Origin of the sequence: Pseudomonas sp. NFACC41-3 (assembly GCF_900109505.1) — a bacterium.
Taxonomy (GTDB): domain Bacteria; phylum Pseudomonadota; class Gammaproteobacteria; order Pseudomonadales; family Pseudomonadaceae; genus Aquipseudomonas; species Aquipseudomonas chlororaphis.
On record NZ_FOAE01000001.1, the window covers coordinates 191,791 to 207,090 of the forward strand.

The 15,300-nt window shown below is 64.5% G+C and carries 12 protein-coding genes; 4 read left to right on the plus strand and 8 right to left on the minus strand.

All coding sequences use genetic code 11. The annotated features are described in order from the left end of the window. Positions 1-10 precede the first annotated feature (10 nt). The 6 genes from BMY68_RS00875 to gcl all read right to left on the minus strand — a co-directional run bounded on the left by BMY68_RS00875 (position 11) and on the right by gcl (position 7,702). Positions 11-934: an urea transporter gene (locus BMY68_RS00875; RefSeq protein WP_085530179.1), complete on the minus strand. Its 924-nt coding sequence runs from the start codon at positions 932-934 to the stop codon at positions 11-13. A 165-nt stretch (positions 935-1,099) separates the two neighbouring features. Then, positions 1,100-2,515 carry a pyruvate kinase gene (gene pyk / locus BMY68_RS00880; RefSeq protein ID WP_085530180.1) on the minus strand — a complete coding sequence of 472 codons (1,416 nt, stop codon included), beginning with the start codon at positions 2,513-2,515 and terminating at the stop codon, positions 1,100-1,102. Further along, complete coding sequence (locus BMY68_RS00885; RefSeq protein ID WP_085530181.1) at positions 2,505-3,785, minus strand: glycerate kinase type-2 family protein; 1,281 nt, start codon at positions 3,783-3,785, stop codon at positions 2,505-2,507. Before BMY68_RS00885 ends, pyk begins: the two co-directional genes overlap by 11 nt. A gap of 172 nt (positions 3,786-3,957) precedes the next feature. After that, entirely contained in the window at positions 3,958-4,848 is an 891-nt protein-coding gene (locus tag BMY68_RS00890) for a 2-hydroxy-3-oxopropionate reductase (RefSeq protein WP_007922096.1), read from the minus strand. Positions 4,849-5,010: 162 nt separating this feature from the next. Beyond that, positions 5,011-5,793 (minus strand): hydroxypyruvate isomerase, encoded by a 783-nt coding sequence (gene hyi, locus BMY68_RS00895; RefSeq protein WP_085530182.1) that lies wholly within the window; start codon positions 5,791-5,793, stop codon positions 5,011-5,013. A 133-nt stretch (positions 5,794-5,926) separates the two neighbouring features. Continuing rightward, positions 5,927-7,702 carry a glyoxylate carboligase gene (gcl, locus tag BMY68_RS00900; protein ID WP_085530183.1) on the minus strand — a complete coding sequence of 592 codons (1,776 nt, stop codon included), beginning with the start codon at positions 7,700-7,702 and terminating at the stop codon, positions 5,927-5,929. A gap of 264 nt (positions 7,703-7,966) precedes the next feature. On the opposite strand from gcl, the gene BMY68_RS00905 reads away from it, so the two are divergent. Beyond that, on the plus strand, positions 7,967-8,407 hold the full coding sequence (locus tag BMY68_RS00905; protein ID WP_085530184.1) for a GlcG/HbpS family heme-binding protein: 441 nt from the start codon (positions 7,967-7,969) through the stop codon (positions 8,405-8,407). A 120-nt stretch (positions 8,408-8,527) separates the two neighbouring features. Here the strand turns inward: BMY68_RS00905 and BMY68_RS00910 are convergent, their stop codons facing one another. Next, positions 8,528-9,136 carry a TetR/AcrR family transcriptional regulator gene (locus BMY68_RS00910; protein ID WP_007931453.1) on the minus strand — a complete coding sequence of 203 codons (609 nt, stop codon included), beginning with the start codon at positions 9,134-9,136 and terminating at the stop codon, positions 8,528-8,530. 135 nt (positions 9,137-9,271) lie between these two features. Here BMY68_RS00910 and BMY68_RS00915 point away from each other — a divergent pair, with 135 nt between their 5' ends. Then, positions 9,272-10,198, plus strand: coding sequence for a DUF808 domain-containing protein (locus BMY68_RS00915; RefSeq protein ID WP_009042777.1), 927 nt, complete (start codon positions 9,272-9,274; stop codon positions 10,196-10,198). 48 nt (positions 10,199-10,246) lie between these two features. Here BMY68_RS00915 and BMY68_RS00920 read toward each other — a convergent pair whose 3' ends face one another. After that, positions 10,247-11,662, minus strand: coding sequence for an aminotransferase-like domain-containing protein (locus BMY68_RS00920; protein ID WP_009042778.1), 1,416 nt, complete (start codon positions 11,660-11,662; stop codon positions 10,247-10,249). A gap of 265 nt (positions 11,663-11,927) precedes the next feature. On the opposite strand from BMY68_RS00920, the gene BMY68_RS00925 reads away from it, so the two are divergent. Both BMY68_RS00925 and BMY68_RS00930 read left to right on the plus strand, forming a co-directional pair. Next, positions 11,928-12,932: an SGNH/GDSL hydrolase family protein gene (locus BMY68_RS00925; protein ID WP_085530185.1), complete on the plus strand. Its 1,005-nt coding sequence runs from the start codon at positions 11,928-11,930 to the stop codon at positions 12,930-12,932. A 185-nt stretch (positions 12,933-13,117) separates the two neighbouring features. Further along, a complete protein-coding gene (locus BMY68_RS00930) occupies positions 13,118-15,295 on the plus strand; it encodes an iron-containing redox enzyme family protein (RefSeq protein WP_085530186.1) in 2,178 nt (725 codons plus the stop codon). Positions 15,296-15,300: the final 5 nt, after the last annotated feature.

The window sequence follows — 15,300 nt, forward strand, 5'->3', positions numbered from 1 at the left end:
GAATCGAAGGTCAGCGAAGCCTAGGGGGATTGGCCCCGGTAGCGCAAGGCGTGCTGTCCATGGCGGCCTGGCGCAGCACCCGCAGCGCGGCGCGGACCAGCCAGCAGGCGAGGATAAAGGGCGCGGTGAGAACGGGCAGGCCCAGCGCGGCGAAGCCTGGGGCGAGCAGCAACGCCAGGAGCATGCCCGGCAGGGCCAACCAGGATCGGCGGCGGTCCTGGCTCAGGGCCAGGGCGACCAGGGCACAGTTGTAGCCGCCAAGGCCCGACAGGGCATCGGCATGGTCCTGTTGCAGCAGGGCGAAGCCCAGGCCCGCCGCCGAACCGAACAGCGCCCAGGCGGCCGCCCGGCGATCAGCCAGCAGCAACCCCAGGGCGATCAATACCCCGGCCAGCGGATGCTCGAGGAACATCACCTGGCCGAGCCCCTGGATCAGTGCCTGCAGCAGCGCCAGCGCATCGGGCTCGACCCAGGGCGCGGCGGCACCCGCAGGCAGTGGCGCGGCCAGGCCCAGCAGCAACCAGCCGAGGCCGACGAAGGGCGCGGTGTAGGCCGGCAGGCAGTATGGGTCGCGGGCGCGTTTGAGCCATTGCCGGGTGAGGATCGCACTGAGGCCGCCGCAGGCGATGATCAGCGGTGGCAGCAGCACCGACCAGTCGAAGCGCAGGCTCAGGAGCAGGCCGAGCAAGACCCCGTTGTAGCTGAACAGCCCGGCTTGCCGGTCGGCCTTGGCATAGCCCCGGCGCTGCGCGGTGAGCAGCCCGGCCACGCCGCCCAGCAGCGCGCCACCGAGCACCGCGGGAGCGCTCAGGAGGATGGCCAGCATGCACAGCAGGCCGCACAGCGGATGGCGCTGGAGGAAGATCTGGCTGAAGCCGTTGAGCAGGGCGGTGGCCCAGTCGGGGCAGTGCGCGTTGAAGTGTTCTGAAGGCATGAAGATGGGCTCTTGTAGCCGCTGCCGAGCACAGCGAGGCTGCGATCGGGCGCGTAGCGGCCATCAATCAGGCAATGCCGTGTTCCACAGGCAAGTCCAGTGCTCGGGCCTGGCGAAGACTGCGTTTTCGAGCGCAGCCTCGCAGGGTCGGCAGCGGCTACAGGCTCAGATCAGGGTTTCGATGCGCAGCGAGTTGGTCGAGCCCGGCTGGCCGAACGGCACGCCGGCGGTGATCAATAGCGTGTCGCCACGTTTGGCCATGCCTTGCGCCTGGGCGATCTCCAGGGCGGTGGAGCAGACCTCGTCGACCTGGCGCAGGCGGTCGTTGACCACCGAGTGCACGCCCCAGGCCACTGTCAGGCGGCGCGCGGTGGACAGGTTCGGCGTCAGGTTGAGGATCGGCACCGCCGGCCGCTCCCGGGCCGCGCGCAGGCTGGAGCTGCCGGACTCGCTGTAGTTCACCAGCACCGCCACCGGCAGGATGCTGCTGATACGGCGGATCGCGCAGCTGATGGCATCGGACACCGTGGCTTCGGCCTGGGGTCGGCTGACGTCGAGCTGGGCCTGGTAGTCGGGGCCGCTTTCCACCTGGCGGATGATCTTGCTCATCATCTGCACCGCTTCCAGCGGGTATTCGCCGGAGGCGGTTTCCGCCGAGAGCATCACCGCGTCGGCGCCTTCGGCCACCGCGTTGGCCACGTCCGTGACCTCGGCCCGGGTCGGGGCAGGGGAGAAGCGCATGGATTCGAGCATCTGCGTGGCCACCACCACCGGTTTACCCAGCTGGCGGCAGGTGCCGATGATGTTCTTCTGGATCTGCGGCACGCTTTCGGCCGGCACTTCGACGCCCAGGTCGCCACGGGCCACCATGATCGCGTCGCTCAGTTCGGCGATCTCGCGCAGTTGGGTGACCGCCGAGGGTTTCTCGATCTTGGCCATCAGGAACGCCTTGTCGCCGATCAGCGCGCGGGCTTCGCGAATGTCCTCGGGGCGCTGCACGAACGACAGGGCGACCCAGTCCACCCCCAGCTCCAGGCCGAACTCCAGGTCGCGGCGATCCTTGGCGGTCAGCGGGCTGAGGTCGAGCACCGCCTGCGGGACGTTGACGCCTTTGCGGTCCGACAGCTCGCCGCCGTTGAGCACCGTGGTGTCGATGGCGTCGGCGTGTTTGGCGATGACCCGCAGGCGCAGCTTGCCATCGTCCAGCAGCAGGTCCATGCCCGGCTCCAGGGCTTTGAGGATTTCCGGGTGGGGCAGGTTGACCCGGCGCTGGTCGCCCGGGGTGCTGTCCAGGTCCAGGCGCAGGGCCTGGCCACGGTGCAGCTGGACCTTGCCTTCGGCGAACGTGCCGACCCGCAGTTTCGGGCCTTGCAGGTCCATGAGGATGCCCAGCGGGTAGTTCAGCTGCTTTTCGACTTCGCGGATCCACTGGTAACGCTGGGCGTGATCGGCGTGGTCACCGTGGCTGAAATTGAGGCGAAAGATATTCACCCCGGCCTGCACCAGCTCGCGGATATCGTCGATGCCGTCGATGGCCGGGCCGAGGGTGGCGAGGATTTTGACCTTTTTGTCAGGCGTCATGTTGGGGGCTCTCGAGGATCAGGATGGCGCGGAAGTCGTTGACGTTGGTGCGGGTTGGTTCGGTGACGATCAACCCGTCCAGGGCCGCGAAGTAGCCATAGCCGTTGTTGTTGTCCAGCTCGTCGCTGGCACTCAGGCCCAGGGCGGCGGCGCGGGCATGGCTGTCCGGGGCCATGATGGCGCCGGCGTTGTCTTCGGAGCCGTCGATGCCGTCGGTGTCGCCGGCCAGGGCGTAGACGCCGGGCAGGCCCTTGAGGCTGTCGGTGAGGCTCAGGAGGAACTCGGCATTGCGCCCGCCGCGGCCATTGCCGCGCACGGTGACCGTGGTTTCACCGCCGGAGAGGATCACGCAAGGCGCCGCCAGCGGCTGGCCATGCAGCACCACCTGGCGGGCGATGCCGGCGTGGACCTTGGCCACCTCGCGGGCCTCGCCTTCCAGGTCGCCGAGGATCAGCGGGCTGAAACCGGCCTGGCGGGCTTTCACCGCGGCGGCCTCCAGCGACTGCTGCGGCCGGGCGATCAGCTGGAAGTGACTGCGGGCCAGGTTCGGGTCGCCGGGCTTGACGGTTTCCGACTCCGGGCTTTGCAGCCAGGTGCGCACCGCCGCCGGTACTTCGATGGCATAGCGCTTGAGGATCGCCAGGGCCTCGGCCGAGGTGCTGGGGTCGGCTACGGTGGGGCCGGAAGCGATGACCGTGGCCAGGTCGCCCGGTACATCGGAAATCGCGTAGGTGTAGACGGTGGCCGGCCAGCAGGCCTTGGCCAGGCGGCCGCCCTTGATCGCCGAGAGGTGTTTGCGCACGCAGTTCATCTCGCCGATGGTGGCGCCGGACTTGAGCAGGGCCTTGTTGATCGACTGCTTGTCCGCCAGGCTGATGCCCGCGGCAGGCAGGGCCAGCAGCGCGGAACCGCCGCCGGACAGGAGGAAGATCACCCGGTCCTGTTCCGACAGGTCGCTGACCAGCTCCAGCACGCGCTTGGCCACGGCCAGGCCGGCGGCATCGGGTACCGGATGGGCGGCTTCGACCACTTCGATTTTTTCGCAGGGGGCGCCGTGGCCGTAGCGGGTGACGACCAGCCCGCTGACTTCACCCAACCAGCAGCGTTCGACCACCTGGGCCATGGCTGCGGCGGCCTTGCCGGCACCGATGACGATCACCCGGCCGCTGCGGTCGCTGGGCAAATGGGCTGCGAGGACGTGCTGCGGGTGGGCGGCGTCGATGGCTGTGGCGAACAGCTCACGGAGGAATTGTTGCGGATCGACCGACATGGCGGGCTCCCGGATTTCTTGTTATTCGAGGTGTGGCTGTAACGCAACCTGTAGCCGCTGCCGCAGGCTGCGATAAGGTTCGAAGAACCTTCCTGCGATGTGCAAGTGCACGCCTGCTGCGCAGGCGAGCGCAGCCTTCGGCAGCGGCTACAGGGGATTTCCTGGCGTTCTCTTACTGGTCGCGGATCGAGAAGTTGGCCATGTGTTCCAGGCCCTTGATCAGCGCCGAGTGGTCCCAGTTGCTGCCGCCGATGGCCGCGCAGGTGCTGAACACTTGCTGGGCGTTGGCGGTGTTGGGCAGGTTGATGTTCAGCTCCTTGGCGCCTTGCAGGGCCAGGTTCAGGTCCTTCTGGTGCAGGCTGATACGGAAGCCCGGGTCGAAGGTGCCCTTGATCATGCGCTCGCCGTGCACCTCGAGGATCTTCGAGGAAGCGAAGCCGCCCATCAGCGCCTCGCGCACCTTGGCCGGATCGGCGCCGTTTTTCGCGGCGAACAGCAGGGCCTCGGCCACCGCCTGGATATTTAGGGCGACGATGATCTGGTTCGCCACCTTGGCGGTCTGGCCGTCGCCGTTGCCGCCGACCAGGGTGATGTTCTTGCCCATGGCCTGGAACAGCGGCAGGGCGCGCTCGAAGGCCTGGCTGTCGCCGCCGACCATGATGCTCAGGGTCGCCGCCTTGGCGCCGACTTCACCGCCGGACACCGGGGCGTCCAGGTATTGCGCGCCTTTCTCGTTGATCCTGGCGGCGAAGGCCTTGGTCGCGGTCGGCGAGATCGAACTCATGTCGATCACCACCTTGCCCGGGCCGACGCCCGCCGCTACGCCGTCGGCGCGGAACAGCACGTCGTCGACCTGCGGGGTATCCGGGACCATGACGATGATGAATTCGGCTTCCTGGGCTACCTCCCTGGGGCTGGCCAGGGCGACCGCGCCGGCGGCGACCAGGTCGGCCGGGGCCGCGTCGTGGTGCTGAGACAGGAACAGACTGTGGCCGGCTTTCTGCAGGTTGGAGGCCATTGGGTGGCCCATGATGCCGGTGCCGATGAATCCGATTTTAGCCATGAGAAAATCCTCTTTTTGTTAGGTAGCACGCCCTCTGTAGGAGCGAGCTTGCTCGCGAAAAACGGCTAGGGCGCCGTGTTCATTCAGGATGCCTGCGTCATCGTTGACGATCTTCGCGAGCAAGCTCGCTCCTACAGCGATAAACGATGACGCGTTGCCCGATCAGATTGCGTTGTGGCTCTTGAGCCAGCCCAGGCCGGCCTCGGTGGTGGTCAGCGGCTTGTATTCGCAGCCGACCCAGCCCTGGTAGCCGATCTTGTCCAGGTGCCCGAACAGGAAGTGGTAGTTGATCTCGCCGGTCCCCGGTTCGTGACGCCCCGGGTTGTCCGCCAGCTGGACATGGTTGATCGCGTCCAGGTGCCCGGACAGGGTGCGGGCCAGATCGCCCTCCATGATTTGCATGTGGTAGATGTCGTATTGCAGGTACAGGTTGCTGCTGCCGACCTGTTCGCGAATCGACAGGGCCTGGGCCGTGTTGTTCAGGTAGAAGCCCGGGATGTCGCGGGTGTTGATCGCTTCCATCACCAGCTTGATGCCCGCGGCCTGGAGTTTTTCGGCGGCGTACTTGAGGTTGGCGACGAAGGTCTTTTCCACCGTGGCATCGTCGAAACCTTGCGGGCGAATGCCGGCCAGGCAGTTGATCTGGGTATTACCCAGCACCTGGGCGTAGGCGATGGCCAGGTCGACCCCGGCGCGGAACTCTTCGATCCGGTCCGGCAGGCAGGCGATACCGCGCTCGCCTTTCACCCAATCGCCCGCGGGAAGGTTGAACAGCACTTGGGTCAGGCCGTGGGCGTCGAGTTGCGCCTTGATCTCGGCGGAGCTGAATTCGTAGGGGAACAGGTATTCGACACCACTGAAGCCAGCCTCGGCGGCGGCCTTGAAGCGGGCGAGGAAGTCCTGTTCGGTGAACAGCATGGACAGGTTGGCGGCAAAACGCGGCATGGTGGTCTCCTGTGAAAAGGGGGCTCTGTAGCCGCTGCCGCAGGCTGCGATAAGGCGAAGGCCTTCGACGATCCTGAGATCTTGCGCATCTTGCGGATGCGATCGCAGCCTTCGGCAGCGGCTACATAGGGGGTCAGTCGAGCAGGGAAATCGCGGTCGGGGCGTCGTTGCCGACCAGCGCCAGGTCTTCGAATTCGTTGACCGCGTTGATCTCGGTGCCCATGGAGATGTTGGTGACACGCTCCAGGATGATCTCGACGATCACCGGCACCTTGAACTGCTGGAGCATTTCCTGGGCCTGGCGCAGGGCCGGCTGGATGCCCGACGGCTCGAATACCCGCAGCGCCTTGCAGCCCAGGCCTTCGGCGACCGCGACGTGGTCCACGCCGTAGCCGTTGAGTTCCGGGGCGTTGAGGTTGTCGAAGGACAGTTGCACGCAGTAGTCCATGTCGAAACCGCGCTGTGCCTGGCGGATCAGGCCCAGGTAGGAGTTGTTCACCACCACGTGGATGTACGGCAGCTTGAACTGCGCGCCCACGGCCAGCTCTTCGATCATGAACTGGAAGTCGTAGTCGCCGGACAGCGCCACCACCTTGCGGCTCGGGTCGGCCTTGACCACCCCCAGCGCCGCCGGAATGGTCCAGCCCAGCGGGCCGGCCTGGCCGCAGTTGATCCAGTGGCGTGGCTTGTACACGTGCAGGAACTGCGCGCCGGCAATCTGCGACAGGCCGATGGTGCTGACGTAGCAGGTGTCCTTGCCGAACACCTGGTTCATCTCTTCATACACGCGCTGCGGCTTGACCGGCACGTTGTCGAAGTGGGTCTTGCGTTGCAGGCTCGACTTGCGTTGCTGGCAATCCTGCAGCCAGGCATTGCGGTTCTTCAGCTTGCCGGCGGCCTGCCATTCGCGAGCGACTTCGATGAACACGGTCAGCGCCGAACTGGCGTCGGAGACGATACCCAGGTCCGGGGTGAACACCCGGCCGATCTGGGTCGGCTCGATGTCCACGTGGATGAATTTGCGACCCTCGGTGTAGACGTCCACCGAACCGGTGTGGCGGTTGGCCCAGCGGTTGCCGATACCCAGGACCAGGTCCGACTTGAGCAGGGTGGCGTTGCCGTAGCGGTGGGAGGTCTGCAGGCCGACCATGCCGACCATCTGTGGGTGATCGTCGGGAATGCTGCCCCAGCCCATCAGGGTCGGGATGACCGGGATGCCGGTCAGCTCGGCGAACTCCACCAGCAGTTCGCTGGCATCGGCATTGATGATGCCGCCGCCGGCGACCAGCAACGGACGCTCGGCCTGATCCAGCAGGGCCAGGGCCTTTTCGACCTGGACCCGGGTCGCCGACGGCAAGGCCAGTGGCAATGGCTGGTAGGCGTCGATGTCGAATTCGATCTCGGCCATCTGCACGTCGAACGGCAGGTCGATCAGCACCGGGCCGGGGCGACCTGAGCGCATTTCATAAAAGGCTTTCTGGAAGGCGTAGGGCACCTGGCCCGGTTCCAGGACGGTGGTCGCCCACTTGGTCACCGGCTTGACGATGCTGGTGATGTCGACGGCCTGGAAGTCTTCCTTGTGCAGGCGGGCACGCGGGGCCTGGCCGGTGATGCAGAGAATCGGGATCGAGTCGGCCGAGGCGCTGTACAGGCCGGTGACCATGTCGGTGCCGGCAGGGCCGGAAGTACCGATGCACACGCCGATATTGCCGGCCTTGGTGCGGGTGTAACCCTCGGCCATGTGCGAGGCGCCTTCGACGTGGCGAGCGAGGACGTGATCGATGCCGCCGACCTTTTGCAGGGCGGAATACAGCGGGTTGATGGCGGCACCCGGGATGCCAAAAGCGGTATCGACCCCTTCACGGCGCATCACCAGAACGGCGGCTTCGATTGCTCTCATTTTGCTCATGGTTTTGTGCCTCTTACGTTTTGTAATTGTATACAAGTGGCTTTGCGCAGAGTGTATTCACGGCGAGCGTCGCAGGTCAATCCATTTTCTCTAGCGCTGGGGTGCGTTCGTCCGGTGCCGGTAAACAGGCGGCTTTTCGTCGGAAGCAGGGATTTACGAAGATTATTGTATACAAAAACAAAATTTGTTGTGTTCTATTTGTTGTATCGATCTTTTTATCGGAACACCCAGATTTTTCCCAATAACAAAATAAGGACGGCACCCATGAGCGCTTTAACCTTGAACGTTGCAGTCAGCCTGGCCGGCAAGGCCCTGGCCTTCGGCCGCGAGATCAGCGCGGCACCCTTGACCATCGCGGTACTCGACGCCGGCGGGCATCTGGTGACCTTGCAGCGCGAAGACGGGGCTAGCCTGCTGCGGCCACAGATCGCTATCGGCAAGGCCTGGGGCGCGATCGCCCTGGGCAAGGGCTCGCGCCTGCTGGCGCTGGATGCGCAGCAGCGGCCGGCGTTCATTGCCGCGCTCAACAGCCTGGGGCAGGGCAGCGTGGTGCCGGCACCGGGTGGGGTGTTGATTCGTGATCAGCAGGGGGTGGTGGTGGGGGCGATCGGCATCAGCGGCGACACCTCGGACATTGACGAGCAATGCGCGATCAGCGCCATCGAGGCGCAGGGCTTGCAGGCGGATGCGGGCGTGAGCGCCTGATCTGTAGCCGTGTAGCCGCTGCCGCAGGCTGCGATCGCACACAACGTGTGCGCAAGATCTGAAGATCGCTGAAGGCCTTCGGCCTTATCGCAGCCTGCGGCAGCGGCTACAGGGGCTGGCTTACTTGTCCGTTTCGCAGCCCTTGAGCACCAGGCGGATGATGGTCTGGGCGGCGGCTTCGTAATCGGACTCGTCCAGCTTGGCCTTACCGGTCACCACCGAGATCTGCCAATCGAAGTCGGCGTAGGTCTGGGTCGCGGCCCAGATGCTGAACATCAGATGGTGCGGGTCGATGGGGGCGATCTGGCCACGATCAATCCAGGTCTGGATGCAATCGATATTGTGCTTGGCCTGGGCGTTGAGCTGCTCGACCTGGTCCGGGCTCAGGTGCGGAGCGCCGTGCATGATCTCGCTGGCGAATACCTTGGAGGCGAAGGGCAGGTCGCGGGAGATGCGGATCTTCGAGCGGATGTAGCCGCTCAGCACTTCACTGGGCACGCCGTCGGCGTTGAACGGGGTCGAAGCCTGGAGGATCGGCTCGATGATGCTTTCCAGGACCTCGCGGTAGAGGTTTTCCTTGGATTTGAAGTAGTAGTAGACGTTGGGTTTGGGCAATCCTGCCTTGGCCGCGATATCGCTGGTTTTGGTCGCAGCGAAGCCTTTGTCGGCAAACTCTTCACTGGCGGCACGCAGGATCAGTTCTTTGTTGCGCTCGCGGATGGTGCTCATAAACCAGGTGATTCCTTGCCTGTTCGGGCGGTTGCGCATGGTAGCACCGGCCTTGCGCGAGGCTCAAGAATGCCCCGCGGGCCCTCGTTGCGCGTTATGCTTCGCAACATTTATCACCTCAAGGAACCCTGATCCATGGCCGGAAGCAGTTTGCTGGTGCTGATCGACGATATTGCCGCGGTACTCGACGACGTGGCGCTGATGACCAAGATGGCGGCGAAGAAGACCGCCGGGGTGCTGGGGGACGACCTCGCGCTCAATGCCCAGCAGGTCTCCGGGGTGCGCGCCGAGCGCGAATTGCCGGTGGTCTGGGCGGTGGCCAAGGGCTCGTTTCTGAACAAGCTGATCCTGGTACCCGCGGCACTGGCCATCAGTGCCTTCGCGCCCTGGCTGGTGACGCCGTTGCTGATGCTCGGCGGCGCCTACCTGTGCTTCGAGGGCTTTGAAAAGCTCGCCCACAAGTTTCTCCACAGCAAGGCCGAGGATCAGGCCGAGCACCAGCAACTGATCGAGGCCGTGGCGGACCCGGCCACCGATCTGGTGGCCTTCGAGAAGACCAAGATCAAGGGCGCGATCCGCACCGACTTCATTCTCTCGGCCGAGATCATCGCCATTACCCTGGGCACCGTCGCTGACGCGCCGTTGATGCAGCAGGTGGTGGTGCTTTCGGGTATCGCCATCGTCATGACCGTCGGTGTGTATGGCCTGGTGGGCGGCATCGTCAAGCTCGACGACCTTGGCCTGTGGTTGACGCAGAAGCCGGGCCAGGTGGCGAAAAGCATCGGTGGCGCGATCCTGCGCGCGGCGCCCTACATGATGAAAAGCCTTTCGGTGATCGGCACCGCGGCCATGTTCATGGTCGGCGGCGGCATCCTGACCCATGGCGTGCCGGCGGCGCATCACTGGATCGAGACTGTCACCGCACACACGGCCGAGGCGGTTGGCGGGTTTTCGCTGATCATGCCGACGCTGCTCAATGCCGTGGCCGGCATCATCGCCGGTGCCGCGGTACTGGTCGTGGTGTCGCTGGGCGGCAAGCTGTGGCGCGCGGCCAGGGCCTGATTCGCTGATGCCCCTCGCCACGGCGGCGAGGGGCAGGCGCGAGGGCTGTCAGGCGGGGAGCAGTTGCGCGACCGCTAGGCCGATCTTGATGATCGCCTGTTCGATCTTGCGGTTGGGCACGCCGGCAAAGTTCAGCCTGAGGCAATTGCGGTACTTGCCGGCCGCGGAAAAGATATTGCCGTTGGCGATCTGGATGTCCTCGGCTTCCAGCAGCCGGTTCAGGGTGTAGGTGTCGAACTCGTCCGGCAGCTCCACCCACAAGGTGAACCCGCCCTGGGGTTTGCTGACCCGGGTGCCTTCCGGCAGATAGCGGCTGACCCACTCGGTCATCAGGTCGCGATGGCGCTGGTACTGTTTGCGCATCCGCCGCAGGTGCGGCAGGTAGTGACCCTTGGCAATGAATTCGGCCACCGCCAGCTGCGGCTGGGTCGCGGTGGTGCCGGAGCCGACGTATTTCATGTGCAGCACTTGCGGCAGGTAACGCCCCGGGGCGATCCAGCCGATCCTCAGTCCTGGCGCCAGAGTTTTCGAGAACGAACTGCACAGCAGCACGCGCCCGTCGTCATCGAATGACTTCAGGGTGCGCGGCCGCGGGTAGCGGAACGCCAGGTCGCCATAGATATCGTCTTCGATGATCGGCACGTCATAGCGCTGGGCCAGGCGGATCATCGCGCGCTTGCGGTCGTCCGGCATGATGTAGCCCAGCGGGTTGTTGCAATTGGGCGTGAGCTGGATGGCCTTGATCGGCCATTGTTCCAGGGCCATTTCCATGGCCTCCAGGCTGATGCCGGTGACCGGGTCGGTGGGAATCTCCAGGGCCTTGAGGCCGGCGGCCTTGAGCAGCTGGATGATGCCGTGGAAGCAGGGGGAGGCGATGGCCACGATGTCGCCGGGTTCGCACAGGGCGCGGATGGCGATGGACAGGGCTTCCTGGCAGCCGCTGGTGACGACGATTTCCGCGGGCGTCAGGCGGCAACCGGAGTCGACGCCGAGGCGGGCAATCTGCTCGCGCAGGCTCAGCACACCTTGCAGGTGGTTGTATTGCAGGCTAGGGCTGTCGCTGCGCCGGCTGATCCGCGCCAGGGCGGTCAGCAGCGGCTTGAGGGTTGGCGCCGTGGTGTCGGGCATGCCGCAACCCAGTTGGATGGCATTGGCGTTCTGCTCCTGGCGCATCAGCTCCTGCACCAGGTCCCACTGGGAAATATCCACAGGCCGCAACGACGGCCGTCCCATCTTCGGCAGCTCCGGCAAGCGCCGACCGGCCGGGACGAAATAGCCCGACTTGGGCTTGGGGATAGCCAGTCCCGAGCTTTCCAGAACCCGATAGGCCTGTTGCACGGTGGTGAGGCTGACGCCGTGCTCGAGGCTCAGGGCCCGCACCGAAGGCAGACGCTCCCCCGGCCCGTATAACCCCTGCTCAATGCGGCTGCTGATGTATTCGGCGAGATTCAGGTATCGAGTCATGCGGGGGACTGTAGCGACTCATCTGTCGTATAAAAAGTTACAGATTTCACTTTTTTTGAAAATTTTTCAGGGCGAAAAGGCAATCTGTACTGAGAAAAATCATCCGTCGTGTACCTATAAGACAGTGGTTGCCTTTGGGAAGATGGCCCGCATCGCACTGTACTGGTTGTTCTTAAATACAGTTGCGGCGCAATTCAGAGTCCCCCCGAACGGGCTTCCCCCTCAGGCTACTTTAGACGATGACTTCTCAAGGAAGAGCAGGGTAATGACGGCAAGGATCAAACTGACTCCGCAGATGGCTGAGTACGAGCAGAAATTCACCGACGGTGGTGAGGTTCGCTGGCTGCCTTATTTGATGTACTTCCATCCTACCGACCACCGTTCGGAGGTGGTCAATACAGATGCCTCGGGCTTCCGCTATTCGGAGTTGCTGGGCATACAGTATTCGGTGGCCAACAGCCGTCACGCCAAGAGCGTGCGGGTGCTGGCCGGCAGCTCGACCGTGTTTGGCATCGGTGCCAGCTCGGATGCCTGGACACTGCCTTCGCGCCTGGCCGAGAACGATCCGGACAGCAAACCCTGGATCAACTTCGGCGGACGCAGCTTCAACTCGACCCAGGAACTGACGCTCTTCACCCTTTATCGTCATTTGCTGCCCAAGGTCGACGAGATCGTGCTGTTTTCCGGGTTCAACAACCTGGGGCTGGCCCGCCAGCCACACAGCAGCCGTGGCGAACACGGTGCTTTCTTCAACTGCAATCAGTTCTTCGACGCCATGCGTCCGGAGACTCAGGCCCCCAAGCGCGGCATGTTCCGCGCCTTGCTCGGCAAGGAACAGGAAGAGCCGACGCCCGAGCCGCCACCGACCATGGAAGAGCAGATCGACTACGCCGCCGACCTGACCCTGCGTCACCTGGATACCTGGCGCGCACTGGCGGCCGACATGGGCGCCAAGCTGACCTTCATTCTGCAGCCGCTGGCCGGCTGGGTCCGGGAAAAGGGCTGCGACGAGGAAGAACAGCTGTTCGCCGAGCTGGATCGCGCCGGCAGTTTCAGCGAGGTCTATGGCGACATCCTGCAGCCCAGCGTCTGCGAGGCCTATGCCGCCCGCCTGCGCGAGGGCGCCCAGAAGATGGGCGTGCGCTTCGTGAACATTACACCGCTGCTGTCCGAGGCCCTGCGGCCTGAACAGTGGTTGTTCGTCGACCGTATTCACTTCACCGACCAGGGGAATGATTTCGTCTCGAAAATCATCCTCGATGTTCTTTAAAGGAGTCTGCCATGAGTTACATCAAGAGCTTGTTCCAACGTCTGTTCGGCAAGAAGAAAAAGAAGAAGCCGGACTCGTCGATCTACCCGATGTTTTGATCTCGACACCCGACGTCATTGCTTGCCGATGACTGAGGGCCGGCAATGGATTGCCTTGGTCTCCAACCTGGAAGGGAAGTAAACAGTATGTGGCGCCAGTTTTATCGATCAGTCAGCAATCCCGAGAGCTTTCTGGGGGATGTCAGTATTCGGCGCCTGATGGGCCTGGCCGCACCGGGGGAAACCGGTGCGGAAGGTCTGTCCGGGGTGCGGGTGCAGATCGAGCTCTGGCGTGACGAGCAGGCCCGGGTTTACCGCGAACTGGCCAGCCAGGCCGCGGAACTGGGCAACCAACGGGAATTCGCCGAGGCCCTGCTGGCGCACTCGGCGCCATTGGCCTCGGTGCTGGGCTGCTGGTTGCAAGGCATGAGCGCCCCCGGGGTCTTCGAGGACAGCGCGCAGCTCAAGCTCATGGAGTTGCTGGCCCACGACGTGGGCGTCGGGCGGCCCCTGGCATCGCGCGCCGATCACTTCAAATCGCTGTTGGTACAGTCGGGGCTGACCGCCTATGCGGTTTCGCCGTTCGAACTTTCCACGCTTCCCGACCTGCCTGACGAACTGTTCGAATTACCCGCATTGCTGCAAGCGGTCAGCCGCCGCAGCGATGCCTTTGGCGACACCCTGTGCGGCATCGATTATGCCTGGCGAGCCCTGGGCCTGAGCCCATGGTGGTCCGTGCTGGATGCGCAGCAACTGGACGTCCGCCGGCTCGACCTGAACCAGCTGGATGAAACCGCGGGCGACAGTTCGGCGCTGGAAATCTCCCAGTGGGTCTGCGAGCAGGTCGCCAGCCAGGGCAGCCTTCGCCGCCTGCAACTGGAGGCGGGCGCCCAATGGTTGTTCGCGGCCCTGAAAACCTTCAACGAACGATTGCTGGCGCACTGTCGGGCCGCGGTATCGCCCGAGCGCCTGATGGGCAAGATGATCCAGCGCATGGCCCGGGCCGGCGCGGTCTATCACCAGGATTACAAGATGGAAGGCCGCAGCCTGGCGCAGTGGCTGCGTGAGGCCCAGGTCGACCCCGTGCCGCTGCTGGAAATGCTTTCGCGCAGCCGCCTGATCGTGCCGGGCAATGCCGAGAAGAGCCTGCTGGTCAATACCCTGGTCGCGCCGAACGGGCGCATGTTCCGGATTTTCAGCGAGGCTGACCTGAGCGTCATCCGCAAGTGGATCGATGGCCTGTCCGGTCCGATCCAGCGCGCGGAAGCTGCCGAAGCACCGGCGCCAACCCCTTGCAATGCAGTGGTTCGGCAGGTGCTGGGCGAGGATATTCAAGAGCAGGGCCAGTGGCCCAAGAGCTTGCGCGAGGCCTATTTCGTCTTGCAGGGCAGGGCGCTGGCGCCGCGCACCCAGGCTTTTGCCCAGGCTTATGTGACCCGTTGGCTGGAACAGTCGCGGCGCTCGCTGCAAAGCTCCGAACGCACTTTGCCTGAAGCCTGGAATGTCGGCGTCTTGCGCGAATGGTTGCTGGACAAGCACGACCGCCACGGCCAGGAGTTCGAAGAAAGCGACCCGGCGGCCATGCCGTCGCGCGAAGAAATCGTCGACTCCACCCTGCAACTGGCACCGCTGACCCTGATCGACGGCGCCTGGCTCCAGGGTTTCACCGACCTGACGCTGGCCTCGTCCCATGTCGGTTACGCGCTGTTCCAGACCTATTGGGATGAGCTGGGTAACGGCTCCTATGCGTTGAACCATCCGAAAATCTACCGCGACGGCCTGCGCCAGATGGGCCTGGAGCTGGCGCCCACCGGTGCCCGCGAGTTCGCCGAGGATGAGCGGCTGCGCGAGGCGTCGTTCCGCTTGCCGGTCTACTGGCTGTGCCTGGGCAAGTTGCCGGTGACCTTCATGCCGGAAATCCTCGGCATGAACCTGGCGATGGAGCTGTCAGGGGTGGGCGGCAGCTATCGCTCGGCCCGGCGCTTCCTCAGGCACTACGGCTTCAGCACCGCCTTCGTCGACCTGCACAACACCATCGATAACGTCTCCACCGGGCATTCGGCCTGGGCGGTGGACGCCATCGATGCCTACATGCGCCAGGTCGCCGCCTCGAAGCCGGCGGAACTGGCAGAGCACTGGCAGCGGGTCCGCGTCGGCTACGAGTCCCTGGCACCGCAGCCGGACCGCCTGACGTCCTGGTTGCAACGCCTGGGCATCGGCTCTGCGGGCGCGGTGCTGCCCCGGAGCAAGACGCGGGGCGAGGATCAGGCGCTGCTCCATCACGAACCTATTGTCCCTGCCGCGCCGGTGGGCGTAACGGCCTGAACATC

Excerpts from the sequence above, each read along its gene's own strand:
- hyi (WP_085530182.1), bottom strand. The coding sequence starts at position 5,793 with ATGCCGCGTTTTGCCGCCAACCTGTCCATGCTGTTCACCGAACAGGAC.
- BMY68_RS00890 (WP_007922096.1), bottom strand. The coding sequence starts at position 4,848 with ATGGCTAAAATCGGATTCATCGGCACCGGCATCATGGGCCACCCAATG.
- gcl (WP_085530183.1), bottom strand. The coding sequence starts at position 7,702 with ATGAGCAAAATGAGAGCAATCGAAGCCGCCGTTCTGGTGATGCGCCGT.
- BMY68_RS00915 (WP_009042777.1), top strand. The coding sequence starts at position 9,272 with ATGGCCGGAAGCAGTTTGCTGGTGCTGATCGACGATATTGCCGCGGTA.
- BMY68_RS00930 (WP_085530186.1), top strand. The coding sequence starts at position 13,118 with ATGTGGCGCCAGTTTTATCGATCAGTCAGCAATCCCGAGAGCTTTCTG.
- BMY68_RS00875 (WP_085530179.1), bottom strand. The coding sequence starts at position 934 with ATGCCTTCAGAACACTTCAACGCGCACTGCCCCGACTGGGCCACCGCC.
- BMY68_RS00925 (WP_085530185.1), top strand. The coding sequence starts at position 11,928 with ATGACGGCAAGGATCAAACTGACTCCGCAGATGGCTGAGTACGAGCAG.
- BMY68_RS00885 (WP_085530181.1), bottom strand. The coding sequence starts at position 3,785 with ATGTCGGTCGATCCGCAACAATTCCTCCGTGAGCTGTTCGCCACAGCC.
- BMY68_RS00920 (WP_009042778.1), bottom strand. The coding sequence starts at position 11,662 with ATGACTCGATACCTGAATCTCGCCGAATACATCAGCAGCCGCATTGAG.
- BMY68_RS00910 (WP_007931453.1), bottom strand. The coding sequence starts at position 9,136 with ATGAGCACCATCCGCGAGCGCAACAAAGAACTGATCCTGCGTGCCGCC.
- BMY68_RS00905 (WP_085530184.1), top strand. The coding sequence starts at position 7,967 with ATGAGCGCTTTAACCTTGAACGTTGCAGTCAGCCTGGCCGGCAAGGCC.
- pyk (WP_085530180.1), bottom strand. The coding sequence starts at position 2,515 with ATGACGCCTGACAAAAAGGTCAAAATCCTCGCCACCCTCGGCCCGGCC.